At 53.2% G+C, this 18,363-nt stretch carries 11 protein-coding genes and 2 pseudogenes; all 13 read left to right on the forward strand.

What is annotated here, in order from left to right:
* Window positions 1-436 precede the first annotated feature (436 nt).
* The 13 genes and pseudogenes from H7F31_RS12345 (at window position 437) to H7F31_RS12400 (ending at window position 18,326) form a co-directional block, all read left to right on the forward strand.
* Window positions 437-1,357: an ATP-binding cassette domain-containing protein gene (locus tag H7F31_RS12345; protein ID WP_187104418.1), complete on the forward strand. Its 921-nt coding sequence runs from the start codon at window positions 437-439 to the stop codon at window positions 1,355-1,357.
* Window positions 1,350-1,736, forward strand: a pseudogene (locus tag H7F31_RS34170) (ABC transporter permease); the annotation flags it as partial. The gene H7F31_RS12345 and the pseudogene H7F31_RS34170, both read left to right, overlap by 8 nt.
* 40 nt (window positions 1,737-1,776) lie before the next feature.
* A pseudogene (locus H7F31_RS12350) lies at window positions 1,777-1,986 on the forward strand (sensor histidine kinase); the annotation flags it as partial.
* Between the two features lie 168 nt (window positions 1,987-2,154).
* Window positions 2,155-3,675 carry a response regulator transcription factor gene (locus H7F31_RS12355; RefSeq protein WP_187104419.1) on the forward strand — a complete coding sequence of 507 codons (1,521 nt, stop codon included), beginning with the start codon at window positions 2,155-2,157 and terminating at the stop codon, window positions 3,673-3,675.
* Between the two features lie 44 nt (window positions 3,676-3,719).
* The gene (locus H7F31_RS12360; RefSeq protein WP_187104420.1) at window positions 3,720-5,528 is read left to right on the forward strand and encodes a cache domain-containing sensor histidine kinase; all 1,809 of its coding nucleotides are present in this window, start codon (window positions 3,720-3,722) and stop codon (window positions 5,526-5,528) included.
* Window positions 5,529-5,696: 168 nt separating this feature from the next.
* Complete coding sequence (locus tag H7F31_RS12365) at window positions 5,697-6,617, forward strand: dihydrodipicolinate synthase family protein (protein WP_187104421.1); 921 nt, start codon at window positions 5,697-5,699, stop codon at window positions 6,615-6,617.
* 43 nt (window positions 6,618-6,660) lie between these two features.
* Entirely contained in the window at window positions 6,661-7,473 is an 813-nt protein-coding gene (locus H7F31_RS12370; RefSeq protein WP_187104422.1) for an SDR family NAD(P)-dependent oxidoreductase, read from the forward strand.
* A 6-nt stretch (window positions 7,474-7,479) separates the two neighbouring features.
* Window positions 7,480-8,463, forward strand: coding sequence for an aldose 1-epimerase (locus tag H7F31_RS12375; protein ID WP_187104423.1), 984 nt, complete (start codon window positions 7,480-7,482; stop codon window positions 8,461-8,463).
* Between the two features lie 45 nt (window positions 8,464-8,508).
* The gene (locus tag H7F31_RS12380) at window positions 8,509-9,693 is read left to right on the forward strand and encodes a mandelate racemase/muconate lactonizing enzyme family protein (RefSeq protein ID WP_187104424.1); all 1,185 of its coding nucleotides are present in this window, start codon (window positions 8,509-8,511) and stop codon (window positions 9,691-9,693) included.
* Window positions 9,694-9,875: 182 nt separating this feature from the next.
* Complete coding sequence (locus tag H7F31_RS12385; RefSeq protein WP_261800398.1) at window positions 9,876-10,844, forward strand: ABC transporter permease; 969 nt, start codon at window positions 9,876-9,878, stop codon at window positions 10,842-10,844.
* A gap of 11 nt (window positions 10,845-10,855) precedes the next feature.
* Window positions 10,856-11,731, forward strand: coding sequence for a carbohydrate ABC transporter permease (locus tag H7F31_RS12390; protein ID WP_187104425.1), 876 nt, complete (start codon window positions 10,856-10,858; stop codon window positions 11,729-11,731).
* Between the two features lie 190 nt (window positions 11,732-11,921).
* Window positions 11,922-13,505 (forward strand): type 2 periplasmic-binding domain-containing protein, encoded by a 1,584-nt coding sequence (locus H7F31_RS12395; protein ID WP_187104426.1) that lies wholly within the window; start codon window positions 11,922-11,924, stop codon window positions 13,503-13,505.
* Between the two features lie 90 nt (window positions 13,506-13,595).
* On the forward strand, window positions 13,596-18,326 hold the full coding sequence (locus tag H7F31_RS12400; protein ID WP_187104427.1) for a glycoside hydrolase family 88 protein: 4,731 nt from the start codon (window positions 13,596-13,598) through the stop codon (window positions 18,324-18,326).
* The last annotated feature ends 37 nt before the right edge of the window (window positions 18,327-18,363 follow it).

The following is an 18,363-nucleotide window of genomic DNA, read 5'->3' on the forward strand; positions in this document are numbered from 1 at the left end:
CTAAGGCTGGGAATAGGTATCCTTTGAAGCATCCGAAGCATGGCCTTGTTCTTCTATAGGAAAGGATACAACTCCAAGATTGACGAACAAAAGGTTAAAAAAAATAACAGACACCAGCGACACGATTTCGCTAGTATCCAGCCAAATGGCGCTCGGATGATGCCAATAAGGTTGTCTATGTCTCTTCCATTCCCGAAAACCTGAAACATTGAAGAATAGCGTCATGTATGTCCGATAGGCAGCGAGTGATTGGACGTTTTAGGGTTATTGAATCACCGTCAGGTGATTTTGTTGTCCTCTCCACTGTTTATCAAACGTTAATCATTTCCCCATACTTTGTTTACTTATTGGAAGCTGGCTATTCACAACTGAAGTTTATGATTAGAAAAGTCATAGACAGCCTGTGGCTACAACAATAAGGGGGGATTTCTGCAACGTGGAAGAATATGTTCTGCAAACCCGGCAATTGACCAAACAATATCCGAAACATACCGCGCTGTCACAAGTGGAGCTGTCGATCTGTAAAGGCAGCATTTACGGATTTATCGGACAGAATGGTGCGGGCAAATCCACACTGATGCGAATTATTTCGGGCTTGGCCTTCCCCAGCTCCGGCAGCTTCGAGCTGTTTGGGCAAAGTTCCGCAAGCGGCATTGTTCAGGCGCGCAAGCGCATGGGGATCACGATTGAAAGTCCCGCGCTGCTATCTCATCTGACAGCGAGAGGGAACATGGAGGTCCGCCGGCTTCAGAAGGGCATTTCCGATAGAGCAAGCCTCGATAAGCTGTTGAACAATGTTGGCCTAGACCATACGGGCAGCAAGCCGGTCAAGGAATTCTCACTGGGAATGAAGCAGCGCCTCGGCCTGGCTATTGCATTGCTGGGGGACCCGGAATTTCTTATTCTCGATGAACCGACGAATGGCTTGGATCCTGTTGGCGTGATGGAATTAAGGCAGCTCCTGACAAGGCTTAACCGGGATACCGGCTTGACCATCCTGATCTCCAGCCATATTCTCAGCGAGCTCCATCTGTTGGCTACCCATTACGGTATCATTCATCAAGGGAAGCTGCTGGAGCAATTGACTGCGAGGGAGTTGAATGAGAAATGCCGCCAATACCTTCATATCAAGGTCGATGATTCGGATCGGGCTGTAGAGGTTTTAATGGATCAGGCACCGGCAAAGATCAATAGAATGCCCGACGGATCCATTCGATTATACGAATCCACTGAGCGGCCGGGCGCGATTTCTTCCTTGTTGGCAGCTTCCGGGTTGGAGATTGAGCAATTTATGCCTGTGAGCGAAGAGCTGGAGCGTTTTTTCATCCAGAAGATCGGAGGAAACAGTCATGATTAATCTTATTCGCTCCGAATTGTACAAGCTGCGCCATGATCCGCTGTACCAAGCCTTGCTGATGGTCATGATTTTTGCTCCGATTATGTTATATGTGATGTTCTACTTTGTCGGGAGCAATTCCGGAAAACCGCCAATGACCGGCATTCAATCCTTTGTCGTCGGAGTGCAGGCCAATCAGATCTTATTAAAAATATCGATAGGTATTCTGGCAGGCTTTTTTATCTCCAAGGAGTATGCTTCCGGTGTCATGAAGGTCGTCTGCTCAACCGGCTACTCGCGTACTCAGATTTATTTGGCGAAGCTGGCCGCTTTTATGTTGGGTGCTGTGACATTGTCTCTTCTTTGTCCGTTAATAGCGATGGCGATCGGGAGCATCGTTAATGGCTTCGGCAGCTTAACGGAAATCACCGCTGCTGTTTATAGCGGAGGAAGATCTGCCGCATATTTTCGAGCGCTTTTACCGTGGGGACAAGTCTCGTTCCAGCAAATACGGAGGATCGGGACTGGGCCTCTTTATATGCAAAAAAATCATAGAGGTTCATGGGGGTACGATCTCTGTACGCAGTCGGCTGGGAGCAGGGAGCCTATTCGAAATCAGCCTGCCTGTTGTGGAGACGGTAGGGCGGTAAGAGTGTCCACCCGTGCATAGAGAAAGGGGCTGTCCAGAAAGTCAGTAAAAACTGACTTCTGAACCGCCCCGTCTTCACGTTCACATTATTATCTCACGGTTTACGAATTCTATATTTTGTGTCAATCTAGAATTATCCTAATATTCTAATTAGAATCGGAGGTCTGAAATGAAAGATGCGCCTTATCGAATTTTAATCGTAGATGACGACGAGGTGGTTCGGAACGGGCTGACCGAGATTGTGGACTGGAAGCGATGGGGCTTCCGAGTGGAGGCCGTTCTGAAGGATGGAATGGAAGCGATTCCATACTTGGCGGAGCATCAAGTCGATGTCGTGCTTTCGGATATCCGCATGACGTTTATGTCGGGGCTGGAGCTAGCAAAGCATATATACGATCATCGCATTCCCGTCAAGGTAGTGTTGATCAGCGGTTACCAGGAGTTCGAATTGGCAAAGGAAGCGCTCCGGTATAATGTGCAGGAATATTTGCCCAAACCGACCGATCTGGACGAAGTGTACCGGGTATTCGGCGCTTTGAAGGAGCAGTTGGATCAGGAGCGGGCGGAACGCCAGCGATCGGCGCTGGACAAAGAAATGCAGAATCAGATGATGCGGTATTTGAAAGAGCGCTACTTGCCTCATCTGCTATTCGACACGCTTGCGGACGAAGACGAGATTGCTAGACAGATCGAGATGATCGGGCTTAATATTGATCCGCGGACATGCGCCTGCGCCGCCGTTCGCATTGCCTGGCCGTCGGCTTCCCCGCCGGATGCCGTGCAGCGCACCTTGCTGCATAGCTTGTCGGAGCACGCTTCATCGATTGCGCTGCTGCCGTTCGGGTCGGCCTCGAATCCGCTGATGATGCTGGCGATTTGCGTCGAGCCGGAACAGGGCGGTCTTGCCGGCGAGATTGACCGTCTGCTCGCACAAGCGTCGTCTCGATTGCGCGCCTTGCTGGGGCTTGAGATCGAATGGCAGGGAGATTCGGAACCGCGCGCGCTGAGCGAGTTTCTGGAGGAACATAGAGCTTTGCGACTCCGCCCGAATCGCTCGTCGGACGCGCGGCTGCAGCAGTGGATCGAGGACAAGCGGCGCTGGACCGAGTGTTTGCAGGCGGAACGTTACGAGGAGGCCGAGCGGCTGCTGGAGCAGACGTTGGCGGATTACGGCGGAGAATCGATCGATACGGTCAAGTCCCTGCTCATTCAACTGTTCGGCAGCATGGATGAGGTATATGCGGCGGAAAGCGGCAGCCGCCAGTTGATGCAACTGTGCAAATCGGAAAATATGGAAGAGATTCGGAGCATCGGCATGTCGCTGCTGCAGGAGTTGAGCCGCAGGGACACAAGCGCCAATGCGGAGAAGGAACGAAAGGTTATTACGCAAGTGAAACAATTCGTCAAAGCAAACATTGGCAAAGAGATCTCGCTGCAGGATGTGGCAGATCATGTTTACCTGAACCCGGTTTACTTGAGTCGTCTGTTCAAGATGGAGACGGGGACAAGCTTCTCCGATTACGTGACGGAAATCCGGATGGAGCAGGCAGCGCAGTTTCTACGGAACACAAGTTTGAAAATATACGAGATTTGCGAAAAGTCCGGTTATAAAGATGTACGGCATTTCTACAAACTGTTCAGGCAATATGCGGGATGTTCGCCGAGCGAATATCGGGAACGGTCCGACTGATTAACCGCCGGATGACGGGAACGAAGCTACTCGGGGAGGCGCATATGGGAGAACAAACGACATTATGGACGTATGTCCGGAACTATAAATTCAACAGTATTTTCATTAAAAATTTTATCGTTGTATTTTTTCTGCTTATGGTTCCGTTGGCATGCGTTCATTATCTCGTATTCGATTACAACGCCTCGACGCTGCGAGAGGAGGTGGGCCGCGCGAACGCCAGCGAGCTCACCCGGATTCGGGATACGATGGACCTCATTATGGCCGAGGCGGAGAATCTCGGCATCCGGCTCAGCGTCGACCCGGCCGTCGAGAAGTTTCTGACGGGAAGCGAGATCGAATATCCGCTCAATTATTCCGTGATTTCAAGTTTTCGCAGCATTCAGGACGTTCTCCACACTTCGATTTTAACGAATCCTTATGTGGATTCGATCCAGATATACTCCCGCAACGGGCCGAACGAATATTTGCTTTCTCCGACAAACGCTGGAACGTTGGACAAGTTTGAGCACCGATGGTGGTTCGATGAATACACCGCCAAGAAGGATGAGCGCAACATCTGGATCAGCACATTGCAGAAGCCGGCTGGCAGCACCGCAGAATACAATCTTGTGTTGTTCCGCAAGATTTCGACTGGCGGCGCAAGCGGAGAAAATTTGCTGATCGTAACCATTGGCGCCAAACAACTGGAGCCACTGCTAAAGGAGATTATACCGGAACAGGAAATTTATATTCTGGATCGAACAGGCAACATCGTTTATACGCAAGATCAACAATCCATTACCCAATCAATCGGGTTGTCGCATCCGGAATTGCCGCTCCCTCTGGCGACGGCGCCGTTCTCCGATATTGTCAAGCATGACGGCATGGATCGGATTGTCTCGGCGGTTCCTTCTTCCCGCAGCGAATGGACCTATCTGTCCATCGTACCGTTGGAGCGCGACGAATCGAGACAAAACCAGCTTCATTCGTTTATTTATTTGCTAATCGCGATCGGCATTGGCTCCAGCCTCATCATTGCATTCCTGATTACCGTCAAGACCTATCAACCGATTCGGGGAATTCTGCAATTGCTCGAACGAAGCCATCCGCCGATGAGGGACTTTAAGGGCAAGGCGCCTGCGGCCGCCAATGAAATTAAATATATCGCAGCGACAATTATGGAATCGACGGAGCAGAAGAAAGAGATGGAGGAAGAGTTGAATCGTCGCTACGAAATGATGAGCAAGGCGCAGGGCATCGCGCTGCAGGCGCAAATTAACCCTCATCTCCTGTACAATACGCTCGAAGCGATCAATTGGAAGGTGATGTGGCTGACGCATGGCAAGAACGAAGCTTCGGTCATGATTCAGGCTTTGTCGCGTTTGCTGCGTCTCAGCTTGTCGACAGGCGAAAGTATTATTCCGCTGCGAGCGGAGATGGAACATGCCAGGCTGTATGTGGAGGTGCAGCAGCTTCATTTCAAGGAACAATTGGAGGTTATTTGGAAAATCAACGGCAATATCCTCGACTATTTGACTGTAAAGCTTACCTTGCAGCCAATTATCGAAAATGCGATTTTTCATGGGATTAAACCTTCCGGCAGACCGGGCGTGATCAGCATTATCGGATATGAGGAGCGGACAAGCATCGTGTTGAAAATCAAAGACAACGGGGTCGGCCTCAGCCACGCGATGGCGGACAAAATCAATCAAGGACTTCAATCCAAGGAAATCAAGGAAGACGCCCATATCGGGCTTAGCAACGTCAACCAGAGAATCCGTCTGATCTTCGGCGAGAACTATGGCATTCGCATTTTCGGCAAAGAAGGAGAAGGCACGATCGTCGAGATGCGAATCCCTAAACGTCAGTAGGTTTATAGTGACGCACCAAATGTAAAAACCGCCCTACTGTATGAGAAACTGTACGAATAAAGCGTTTACATCCCCTCACTATTTATAGTCTGAGGGGAATTTTTATTTTCTCCTGCGGAATATATACTGATCGGTGTAATGGGAAATTCCAAAGGGAGTGATCGCGACATGGCACAAACACACAGGGCTTTGAAAGGCGTATATCCGATTCTGGCCACCCCGTTCACCGAAACGGGCGAGGTGGATAAGCAAAGCTTGCGCGAACTCGTCCGCTTCCAACTGGCGGCGAAGGTGGACGGCATCGCCCTGTTTGGCAATGCAAGCGAGATGTATACGCTGCTGGACCGGGAGCGGGAGATGATTGCGGAGATCGTCAGGGACGAGGTGAAGGGGCAAGTACCGCTCGTGTTCGGCAGCGGACACACGGGGCTGGAAGGTGCGGTGCAATTAAGCAAATGGGCGCAGAACGCCGGTGCGGACGCACTGATGGTGCTTCCGCCATACATGGTCAAGCCGGACGGCAAGCGGATGATCGAATATTTCGTCGCGATCGCGAAGGCGGTCGACATCCCGATCATGCTGCAAGACGCGCCTATCGCAAGCGGCGTCGCGATCCCGGTGCCTGTGATGACGAGGCTCGCGAAGGAGTGCGAGAATATCGCGTATGTGAAGGTGGAGGCTCCGCCGACAACGGTGAAAATAACGGAGGTGATCGAACAGTCGGAAGGGCTGCTGACAGTGTTCGGGGGTCTCAACGGCATGTACTATTTCGAGGAACTTTGTCGTGGCGCGGCCGGAACGATGCCGGCGTGCGAATTCCCGGACGCATGCGTGGACATTTATCAGAAATTCATCTCCGGCGATAAAGATGGAGCTAGAGATCTGTTTTACCGCTACTTGCCATTTATCCGCATTGGAACGATTGCGGGCTTCGCGATGGCCGTACACAAGGAAGTGCTGAAGGCGGGCGGCATTATTCGATCTGCTTACGTTCGGAATCCGAATGCTCCTATCGACGATATTTTGCGCAGCGAAGTATTCGAAACTTTGGCTGGATTGGACCCTTTGGCGCTCAAATGGAAAGGTTAACGGCAATATCCTCAACAATCTCAACGGAACGGAGCTGCTGACCATGCTGTTAGCGGGAAAAAAAGCGCTCATTACGGGCGCGGCCGGGAATTTGGGCGGGGAGATCTCCGAACGGCTCGCTTCCGAAGGCTGCACTGTGCTGCTTGCGGATCGGAACGGTCCGGCGGTGGAGGCAGAGGCGGAACGCCTGGTGCAGCGAGGGTATCGGGCGGAAGCCGCCGTCATGGATGTCACGGATGAAACGGCGGTGAAACAGGCGTTCGCGGGGATCGAGGCGTTGGATATATTGATCAACAGCGCCGGTATGACCCGAGGGGGCTTTGTGGAAAATCTTTCGCTCCAGCAATGGAACGACATGCTGAATGTCAATCTGACGTCCGTCTTCCTCTGCAGCAAATACGCGATGCCGCTTTTGAGCAAGTCGGAAGCCCCGGCGATCGTGAATATGTCATCCATTAATGCATTTCGAATGAATCCCGGCTTCCCGGCATATGCGGCGGCGAAGAACGGCATCATCGCCTTGACGGAGCAGCTTGCGATCGAAGGCGCCAAATACCGGATTCGGGCGAACTGCGTCTCCCCGGGAGGGGTATTGAACGAGGCGAAGCAGCGAAATCGCGAGAACGATGCAGAGTTCGATATCCACCGCGACTGCTATCCCCCAGGCCGTCTCGCGTTTCCGGCGGATATAGCGAATGCTGTGCTATTCCTCGCATCCGACTTGTCCGCCTTTGTCAACGGCATCAACCTGGTTGTGGACGGCGGCATGACGCTGCTTGCGGCGACCGCCCTGGTCCGCCCCGACTTGAGGAAGCGCTGGAGGAAGGGCGTATACAAGCTGGAGTCGGAGGAGTAGCTGCCTATGCGCCAATATCGAATAGATTGGAGTCAGCGTGAAGGAGAAACAGTCTGTCGGCTGGTCGAAGGGAATACGGCGGCAGAGGTGTTGCCAGGCTTCGGGATGAATATCATTCGTTTCATCGCGGGCGGAGAGGACGTTGTTCTGCCGCCACCGTCCATATCAGCGCTAAAAGCCGCCCCGTTTCGATACGGCATCGCGGCGCTCAGCCCGCCGGGCAAGACGAGCAACGCGCGTTTTGCATATCGCGGCGTTGAGTATCGGCTACCGAGCCGTAACGGGAAACACAATGTACACGGAGAAATAGGCCGCTGGCCGTGGCGGATCGAATCGTACGGAGCCGATGCAGACAGCGGAGCTTATCTTCAAGCGAGCTTTGCATACCGGCACGATTCCGGGGGATTCGCAGCATATCCGGCAGACCTGGAGTTTTCGGTAACGCTTCGATTGAAGAATGGGGAGCTTGCGCTTGAGGGTTGCGCGCGTAACGCAGGAGATCGGTCTGCCCCCTTCTCGCTGGGCTATCATCCTTATTTCTGTTGCGATCCGAACCATACCATTCTCGAAGTGCCGACATTCGCCCAATGGTCAATCGGAGGCGACGGCAACTTCGACGCACTTCGGGAGGCGACGGATCTTGCACTTCGCCTTCGTGAAGGTATAGCCGTCTCCGATATCCAGGAGAAGCTTCTCTGCGTTCAATGTCGCAGTTTCGACGATTCGGAGCGCAGCTCGCCGTATATATGTGCGCTGACTGACCGCGAGAGCGGTCGGCGGATTTTATTTCAGACGGACGGGTTGTTTGCCGTAATGATTATATTCTTACCGCCCTGGGGGGAAGCCGTATCTTTGGAACCGCATACATGCATTCCGAATGCCTTCAACCTGTCGCGGGATGCGTCTGAAACCGGGGCAAGCGCTATCGCTCCCGGTCAACATATTCAATTTGGATGGCGCATTCGCGTCGAGAGCGACGCATCCGAATAAGCGGGAGTTCAACAATGACCGTTTTCTAGAAGGGGGATTTCCGGCATGAAGATTACGAAGATAGAAGTGTATATCGTGAAGTTGCGGCCGACGGGGCCGATCCAGACCGAGGGCAAGCGGTTTATTACGGCGGATTATTTCGTTGCCGACAGCAACCGCCGATCTTGTGTATACTCCGTCAACGCGGAGACCGTCTTCGTGAAGGTGTCAACCGATGAAGGAATCGCCGGTTGGGGGGAAATATTGGCCCCTACGAATCCGGAAGTCGTGGCGACGATTTTGAAGCATCATCTGGCGCCGATGGCGCTTGGCCAGAACCCGATGCAGAACCAGATGTTATGGGACCGTATGCTGGATACGCTGCGCGAACGCGGTTATACCGGCGGATATTTGGTCGATGCGATGGCCGGGCTCGACATCGCGTTCTGGGACATTAAAGGGAAGGCCCTCGGTCAACCGGTCTATATGCTGCTTGGCGGCAAGTACCGCGATAAGCTGCAGTGTTACTGCTCCAGCGTGCCGGGGGCGGATGCGAAGGAGCGGCTCGAGAATGTCGCCCGGCTGAAGGAGGAGGGTTTCAACGCGATCAAATTCCATACGTTCGGAAGAGGAAAGAAACCCGATCTGGAGGCTCTGTACGCGATCCGCGCAAAGTTCGGTTCCGACGAACTGGAATTCATGTTCGACGCGCACGGGAAGTTCACGCATTCGGAAGCGTATACGGTCGGCCGCGCGCTTGGCGAGTTGGACGCCACTTTCTTCGAAGCGCCAATTACGTTCGAGGACCGGGATGGGCATCGCAAGCTGGCCGAGGCAATCGATACGGCCATCGCCGTCGGCGAACCGCTGCGCACGATTTATACATTCAAAGAGTGGATTGCATCCGGCGCGGTCGAGGTGCTGCAGCCGGACATTGGACGGAACGGAATTACGGAGATGATGCGGATCGCCCATCTGGCGGAAGCGTTTCATCTCACGTTTGCGCCGCATCTGAGCGCTCATCAAGCGGTTGGCCACGCCGCCTCGATTCATGTATCGGCGGCCATCCCGAACTTCTTGACTTATGAATATCAGCCTGCCGCCTTGCGGAGAAGCTCAGAATATACGAACGCTTCCTTCCGTCTCGAGAAGGGGCATATGATCGTTCCGAACGAACCGGGACTCGGCGTCGAGATCGACGAGCAGGCCATGCAAAGGGCGGTTACGGAGCATTTCGAGATTAAAGCATAGAGCAGGTTCATCGCGCCGCACCAAATGTAGAAACCTCCCTGCTGCGTGAGGAACTTCTAGAATAAAGCGTTTACATTTCCTAACTATATGGCTTGAGAGACATTTTTATTTGCTCTGGCAGGTTATATACTGAAAACAATCAAGCCCGGAAGCAAGTTTCCGAAGGAAGGAGAATCGACAACGTGGCGCAACCCAACTCCGAGATGAAAGGCATCATGCCGCCTGAGCGAATCATTACGGTGAAAAAAGAAAGTTTTCTCAAGCACCTTGTCAAAAACAAATGGTTGTATATTTTTCTGATTCCCGGTCTGCTGTATTTCCTCGTCTTCAAATACGTTCCGATGTTCGGAATTGTAATCGCCTTCAAACAATTGAGTATTGTCAAAGGAATTTGGGGCAGCGACTGGGTCGGCCTGGCGAATTTCGAAACATTATTTTCGTCGAGCCACTTCCTGCGGGTGCTTAGAAACTCGATTTTGCTTAGTGTATACCAAATCATTTTCGGTTTTCCGGCTCCGATCATTCTGGCGCTTATGCTGAACGAAATCAGGCAAATCGCGTTCAAACGCATCTCGCAGACGATTCTGTATTTGCCGCACTTTATTTCCTGGGTGGTGCTTGCGGGCATCGTCATCAACTTTCTGTCCCCGACGACAGGGATAGCCAACCAGATTGTGACGGCGTTCGGGCACGAGCCGATCAAGTTTTTGCAGGAACCGGAATATTTCCGAAGCATCATCGTCAGCGCCGAAATCTGGAAAAGCGTCGGGTGGGGGACTATCATTTATTTGGCCGCGATGACGGGCGTCGATCCGACTCTGTACGAATCGGCCAAGATCGACGGCGCTTCGCGGATGCAACGAATTTATTACATTACGATTCCGGGCATTGCCACTACGATTGTCATCCTGCTCTTGTTGAATCTCGGCAATATTCTGGACAACGGCTTCGATCAGGTATTTCTGCTGTATAACCCCGTCACTTACGAAACAGGCGATATTTTCGAGACATATACCTATCGGATTGGTTTGCAAGACGGTCGGATGTCTTACGCTACGGCGGTCGGATTGTTCAAGAGCGCGGTCGGCTTTATTCTGATCATTTCGTCGAATTACGCCGCTCGAGCCATCAGCGGAAAATCTATCTGGTAGGAGGAGAACAAATGCGGTTCAAATTCAGTCTGTTCGATGCCGTCAACAACACGCTCGTCACGCTTATCACGCTGCTGATGCTGTATCCGTTCTTGAACGTATTCGCTGTGTCCATCAGTGAATATACCGCCTTTGTGGAGAATCCGATGCGCATCTGGCCCAAGGATATTTCTTTCGCAGCATATCGGGAAATTCTGCAACACTCGGTGCTGTGGAGCAGCTATCGGAATACGATTATCGTCGCTGTCTCCGGCGTGCTGATCGGCATTGTTCTATATATTCTTACGGCATATCCGCTGTCGAAGAAACATCTCCGGGGCCGCGGTATCATTATGGTAGGGATCGTGTTTACAATGCTTTTCAGCGGCGGACTTATCCCGAACTACTATTTGATGCGCGAACTGGGGTTGATCAATGAACTTGCTGCCCTCGTGCTGCCCGCGCTGCTCACCGGTTTCAGTCTGATTCTGATGAAAACCTTTATGGAGCATATTCCGGAAGAGATGGAGGAGGCTGCCCGCATCGACGGCGCATCAGATCCTTACATCCTGTTCCGCATTGTCGTACCGCTATCGCTTCCGATCATTGCAACGCTTTGCCTGTTCTCGGCCGTCAGCTATTGGAACAACTTCTACAACGCGATCGTGTATATTCGCGACGTCGATAAGTGGCCGCTTATGCTGTTCCTGCGCGAAATTATCCAAGGGTCGAAGCTGAGCATGATTGCAGGAGGAGATAACGCTGCGGAGGCTGCGCAAATTGCCATTACGCCGGTCACTCTCCAGTACGCGACACTGATGATTGTCATGATCCCGATTCTATGCGTGTATCCGTTCCTGCAAAAGTATTTCGTAAAAGGCATTATGCTCGGCTCCGTCAAGGGCTGACATTCCGATTCGGCAGTAAGGGCGACAGCCTTTATTACCACGCCAGAATTTATAAATATCCGAGCTTGTCGGATATGTGAAATTCTTGTTGGCGATAAAACCCACCTCTAAACGCGGTCGATCCTCTTTGAAAGGCTTCGATAGAGGTTTTCTCATAAAAAATAAAATAAAGTTTGAGGGGAGCGCAACAATGAAGCATACATTCAGAAGTGCAGCGAGTATTGCAATTGCTACGACGATGGTGGCGTTGGCAGCTTGTTCCGGCAACAGCCCGGAGCCTAACAATTCGGGTGGAGCAACCGCAACAGGGACGCCTCCGGCAGAGACGGCGGCTGCGACCAAGCCGGCCGAGACAAGGGAGCGGGTCACGATCAAGCTTATGGCCAACTTCAACAACGCCGACATCTTGCCGGGGGATCAGGCGGTTATCGACAAAATGGAGGAGACTTTGAATGTCGATCTGGAATGGATCGTTCCGCCATCAACCGGCTATAAGGAGCAGCTTCAGCTGTCCCTGGTGTCCGGAGACTATGCCGATCTCATTCTCTTCCCGTCCGAGACCGACGATACATTCCTGAATGCGGTAGATGAAGGCATCGTTATTCCGGTCAATTCGTATCTGGATCAATTGCCGAATATCAAGGAGTACACGTACGATATCTCCTGGGAAGCTGTTCAGACAAAGCGCGACGGCAACATCTACGCTGTTCCGCGCACATCGGTTGCCCGCAATGACGGTTTCATCATTCGTGAGGATTGGCTGAAGAACGTCGGTTTCGAGGTGCCGGAGAACCGCGAAGTAACCATTGATCAATTTACGGAAATTTTGCGTAAATTTACGTTTGAGGATCCGGATCAGAATGGCAAAAATGACACGTATGGCTTTGCCGCATTTCTTAACACAAACAAGATGATCGATCCGATCTTGTCCTCACAGTTTGGAAACCTTGGTTGGCAGAAGTCCGGAGGCGGCGAATTCGAATATATGACGCCGATGTACGACAAAAATTCGGCGGTGTATAAAGAAGTGCTCGGCTATACGCAAATGGCGTTCAAGGAGGGTCTTGTCGACCCGGATTCCGCCGTTATCGACCGCGGAGCGTCGAATGAACGACTCGAACGGGGAATTACAGGCATTCGATCCGAGTTCGCGGCCTACATGCCCGGCACGGAGGAAAGGGCTAAAAAAATTGATCCCGACGCGGATATTGAATATCTCTACGTTCAGGATCGCGAGGGTCAATTGAAAGGCGTAGCGTTCGGAACGGCAACGTTTGGCGTATGGGGCCTGACGAACAAAGCGAAAGAGCCGATGCGAGCTTTGGAAGTGCTCGAATGGCTGTTGTCGGATGAAGGCTGGGAGATTGCCAAATACGGCATCGAGGGCGTTGAATACAAGATGGTGAACGGAGTCCGTGAGTACAATCCCGATGTGAAGGCGTCCTGGAGAAAGAGTATCGTTAGAAGAGCGAACGACGGCGATTTCTTCCTCCCCGCCAGTGCGCCGGTAGAGCAGCAGCAATATCTGAAGAAGTGGGTCGATCGGTCGATAGAGACTGTTGCGTTCTCATTGGATCAGGGATTCGTCCCGCCTGCGTCCAAGGAACCGGCATTTATGGACTTTCAACTGATCTGGGACGAGACGATTACGAAAATAATGATCGGCGAGCTGCCAATAGATGAATTCGACAGCCTGCTGGCGCAATGGTACGAGAAGGGCGGTCAGAAATACGTCGAGCAAATGAACGAGTACATCAAGAGCACGCAGCAGTAGCTACGGCGCTTGTTACGTCCGCCGCCGCTTCCGCAAGCGGCGGCGGATCGTATGCCGTTGGATATAATAAACCAATTGAGGAGGCATATGATGAGAAAGTTATTGGCGTTCCTTTTGGCCATGTGTCTGCTTGTTCCTTCATTGCCTGGGACCGTTGTGTCGGCAGCAGATAGCCAGACCTCGGAGGCGCAACATTTCCGTATCCCGCCGTTGTCCTTCAAGTCGTTCGGTTCGTGGACGCTGGACGGGAGCCATGTGACCGGACGCACGGGAGGTACCGGCGGCACGAACGGGACGCCGGCAATCGCCGAGGTCAACATTACAAAGGCGGGGAGTTACAAGCTATGGGTTCGCGACCGGGACTACGCAACCAACCAGCCGGGCAAGCGGTCATTTCATGTAGGCGTTGACGGCGCCATGGCTGCGGAGAAGTTCGGCAGCCACGGGATGGAGGGCTTCCGTTGGTCGGAGGTTGGCGTCTATCATTTGAACGCAGGGGTTCACGAGCTTGCGCTATGGGACACCTCGGGATTCTACGCCAGAAGCCAGGGATTTCTGCTGACGGAGGATTTGGGTCTGATTCCTCCGGAAAATGAGGATGAACTGCTGGAAATTGTCCAGCCGCATCATCCGTTCGACGAGCTGCCGTCCGCCGATTTTCCGGATTGGGCGAAGCAGGATGTCCCTTCGGATGAAACCGTTTCCATAGAAAATGATTCGGTGAAGGTCGTCTTCCATCGCGGCGCAGGCGCGCAGGGTAGTCTCGTGCAGAACGAGATTTTCGTCAAGGATGGCGGAGCGTGGGTGCAGGTGAAAGGGAAGACGGAGGAACTGGGTTTCCTGATGATGTCTGCGCTGGACAGCGAATTCGCCGGCGAGGCCGGCCAATTCGCGCTTGTACGGCAGACGATCGATGCGGGCAGCCGGACGATCGCCGGTTATACGGGAGACTTCTTCAAAACCGGCATGCCGGTATGGTTTATTCCGTCGGACTTCGAGAAGCTGGATGACGACACCGTCGTGCTGACGTTCCCGAATGCAGAAGCGGATCTGCAGGTAACGTTTACGCTGGACGCGCTCTCCGACGATCCGAAGGTGACGCTGAATGCGCAGTTCCCGCAGGCGGGAGCTTACTCCTTTATGCTGTTCAGCGGAGATGGCGTTGACGCCGAGGCGTTCGATACGGTGACCGCGCCGCTCTTGTACGTGAAGAAGACAGTTCCTGATGATTCAAGCATGATTGCGGAGAGCTATCTGTTCACGCCGATGGCGACGCTTCATTTCAAGGAGGGGCAATCGAAGGTTCCCGGCCGGCAACTAACCGCCGGCGTTGCCATGGATCCCACAAGCGTGCCGCAAGGCTTCGCCTATCCGGAAACGTCCTCGTTCGGGTTAGTGCTTCGCGACCAGGAGCGCAATGTAAAGCCGCAACTGATTGCGCCCTTGTTCGGCACGGAGCATAGCTTGTTCGACAGCGGCGACAGCTACGAGGTGAGCTATCGGATCGTCAACCGTTTCAGTTCCTGGTATGACGCGCTGACGCATGTATCGGAGAAGCTGTTCAACTTTACCGATCTGCGAACAAATTATTTCCATTCCGTCAACGAAGCGATCTACAACGCGACAGATTTGATGATGGATGACGACTACGGCGGCTGGTATTCAATTAATATGGCTCATTACAATATGGAGGAGCGACATCTGACGTCGTTGTCGAATGCGATGACGGCGGTGCAGCGTTATTTGCTGACGGAGAATGAAGAAATTTTGGACGAGCGGGCGGCTCCTACCTTGGCGTACATGCTCAGCAGGCTGCGGTATCATTTCAAAACGACGAACAGCTCCGGCGGCGGGAATTATGTGCCGGATAAGCCCTCGAAGATGGGCGGACCCGTCGGGAATTATTCGGCAAGCGTCTATGGCGGGTTGTACGAGATGACGCAAGGGCGCATGCCGTTCCTGATGGATACGGCGGTCCAAACCGCGAAGGAAACCGGGAATTTGACCGGTGTTACGGACCAGGCGGCGCTTTACAAATATACCGGGGATGAGGATTACCTGGTTAAGGTTCGGGCGCTGGCGGATTATTATCTCGAGAATCATCCGAACGCGCCGAGCAAACGCGAGCAACGTTTTGTAAGCGGTTTTATCTATGGCGACCTCATCCCGATGGTGACGACGTTCCTGGCCGCTTATGAGGCGACAGGCGAACAGAAATATCTGGACGCGGCAGAAGAGAACGGGCATTTGCTGGCGACCGGCATCTGGACAACCGGATACCATGATGATTATGCAACGACCAACTATACGATCGATCCGGTTGCGACGGCGGAACGTCGGCTTCATGCGGAACGATTCAATTTCTGGTGGCATGGCGACACGAAGTGGCGGCTCGGCAACCCCGACGGTTCGGCATTGCCGCCGCAGCAGGCCGGGCCGCCGTTGCAGGAAGAGACGGTGCCGGGCTGGGTGATCGCCAAAGCGGGCATGGGCACCGAGCATCCGCAGACACCGGGACATGGCAACGTCATTACGATGAACAACTGGGCGGGCATGCTGGTCAAACTGTCGGAATATACGGGTGATACCTACTTCCAGACGATGGCGCGCAACGCGATGATTGGCCGGTTCGGCAACTATCCGGGCTATTATCAGGATCGGGCGATCGTCCATCAGATGAAGGAGGATTATCCATACACAGGTCCGGACTTTACGTCGATTTATTGGCATCATATTCCGGTCTTTATCTCGATGCTGGAGGATTTCCTGATCAACAGCGCCTGGGCGAAGTCAGAGCGGAATATTGAGTTCCCGTCGATCTATCAATCGGGATACGCGTATTTTAACTCCAACCAGTTCGGCCATGCGCCGGGTCAATTCTATGACGAAGAAGATATGTGGCTGTGGCTCGATCGCGGCATTATCGACCCCGATACGGTAGAGATCGATTATATCGCGGCGCGTAAAGACGGCGTGCTGGGTCTTGCTTTGATGAATGAAGGCAATGCAGTCGTGACAAGCACCATTGAACTGGGCGAGAAAGTTCCGGGCGGCGCAGAGTACAGCGGTACCGCCACCGTCTATGAGGCGGACGGAACCGCATCGACGATTGCCGTGGCGAACGGCAGCTTTACGATCGATATTCCCGCGAAGGGCATTCGTTCGGTTGTGCTGAATATTCCTGGCATTCAAGCGCCTGCCTACGCCAATCCGGATTATGTCGTCTATTCCAATAACGTCCGCGACACCGTATCCGGGCATACAAGGGGCAAAGGCCATGTGATCCAGATTGCGCCGGAAAGCTACCATGCCTATGTATTCATCAGCGATCGGGATGATACAACAAGCAAGCTGACGATGAAATACCGGATCGGGGGCGGAGTGGAGACGACCGTGGAAAATGTCGGCTACCCTTATGAATTCCTTGTGAAGGTGAACAATCCGGCTCAAAGCTTCACGTATACGTTGACGGCGACAAAATCGAACGGTCAGACCGAAAACCTTGGCGGCGGAACGCTGAAGCCCAATGATTTCGTCGATGCGGGCATCAAGACGGCGACCATCGATGATTTCGAACCGTTCGAGACGACCGTCTCGACCAAAGGAACAAGTCCGACGGAGCAGACGCTTCGCTTCGTGACGCCGATGACGGACTTCCCGTTCGCGGTTACCGAAGACTTGCTGATCGGCCATCGCGCGACGGGTACGCTGGTGCACAAAACGAACGGCACGACGCTTGAGCTTGACAGCGTTATCAAACGAAATGAGGTGCGGACAGACGGAACGACGGTGCTTGTCGTCTACCCGACCGCTGAAGTGCCGCTCTTCACGTATACGGACTACAATCTTGTTCTTACGATTCATCCGCCGGCGCCACCGGCTGAATTCACGCCGTTCGACGTCCCGGTCAGCTATCCGGGGACGGGGGAGGCGGAACGCGTCATCCGGCTGGTCGTCCCGGTAGAACCATTCCCGTTCCCGGTGGCGGAGAATACGCTTACGGGTCTGCACATTACGGGCACCTTGACGCATAAGACGAATGGCTCGACGTTGCGGCTGAGCAGCTTTATTAAGCGCAATGAAGCGCGGCCGAACGGCACAACCGTACTCGTCGTTTACCCGACCGCAGACGTTCCGCTCGCCAATTATGAGGATTACAGTCTGACCGTCACGCTTCACCCGCAAGGGGCGTTTGTACCGTTCGATGCTCCTGTGAGCTACCCGGGGACAGGAGAGGCGGAACAAGTCATTCGTCTGGTCGTGCCGGCAGAGTCGTTTCCGTTCTCTGTAGAGGAAAATCTTTTAAAGGGTCTTCGCCTTACAGGAAAGCTGACGCATAAGACCAATGGCACAACCAAATATTTGGATAGCCTGATCAAGCGAAACGAGATGCGGCCCGACGGTAAGACGGTGCTGGTCGTCTATCCGACCGCCGAAGTTCCGCTCGCCAATTATGGGGACTACAGTATAGCCGTCACCATTTTCCCGCCAATTCCTCTGGGCGATTTCGAGCCGTTCAACGTTCAGGTCAGCTATCCCGGGATGAACGCGCAGGAAGGCGTGATCCGTCTGGTTGTCCCGGTGGCGCCGTTCCCTTTCGCTGTGGAGAAGGATGTGCTGAGAGGCATGCGCATCACCGGCACGTTAACGCATAAGACCAATGGCACTACGCTTGCGCTCGACAGTCTGATCAAGCGGAACGAGGTGCGCGAGGACGGAACGACCGTGCTTGTCGTTTATCCGACCGGCAACGTCCCGCTCGCCGATTACAAGGATTATACATTGACAGTGACCATTCATTCGCCGCCGGCATTTGCATAACGGAAAGGCGGCAAGACTTTATTGTAAAAACACAATG

Origin of the sequence: Paenibacillus sp. PAMC21692 (genome assembly GCF_014303795.1) — a bacterium.
In the GTDB taxonomy this organism is placed as follows: domain Bacteria; phylum Bacillota; class Bacilli; order Paenibacillales; family Paenibacillaceae; genus Pristimantibacillus; species Pristimantibacillus agaridevorans.

Coding starts and splice junctions, on each gene's coding strand:
- H7F31_RS12355 (WP_187104419.1), top strand. CDS start 2,155: ATGAAAGATGCGCCTTATCGAATTTTAATCGTAGATGACGACGAGGTG.
- H7F31_RS12360 (WP_187104420.1), top strand. CDS start 3,720: ATGGGAGAACAAACGACATTATGGACGTATGTCCGGAACTATAAATTC.
- H7F31_RS12365 (WP_187104421.1), top strand. CDS start 5,697: ATGGCACAAACACACAGGGCTTTGAAAGGCGTATATCCGATTCTGGCC.
- H7F31_RS12370 (WP_187104422.1), top strand. CDS start 6,661: ATGCTGTTAGCGGGAAAAAAAGCGCTCATTACGGGCGCGGCCGGGAAT.
- H7F31_RS12375 (WP_187104423.1), top strand. CDS start 7,480: ATGCGCCAATATCGAATAGATTGGAGTCAGCGTGAAGGAGAAACAGTC.
- H7F31_RS12380 (WP_187104424.1), top strand. CDS start 8,509: ATGAAGATTACGAAGATAGAAGTGTATATCGTGAAGTTGCGGCCGACG.
- H7F31_RS12390 (WP_187104425.1), top strand. CDS start 10,856: ATGCGGTTCAAATTCAGTCTGTTCGATGCCGTCAACAACACGCTCGTC.
- H7F31_RS12395 (WP_187104426.1), top strand. CDS start 11,922: ATGAAGCATACATTCAGAAGTGCAGCGAGTATTGCAATTGCTACGACG.
- H7F31_RS12400 (WP_187104427.1), top strand. CDS start 13,596: ATGAGAAAGTTATTGGCGTTCCTTTTGGCCATGTGTCTGCTTGTTCCT.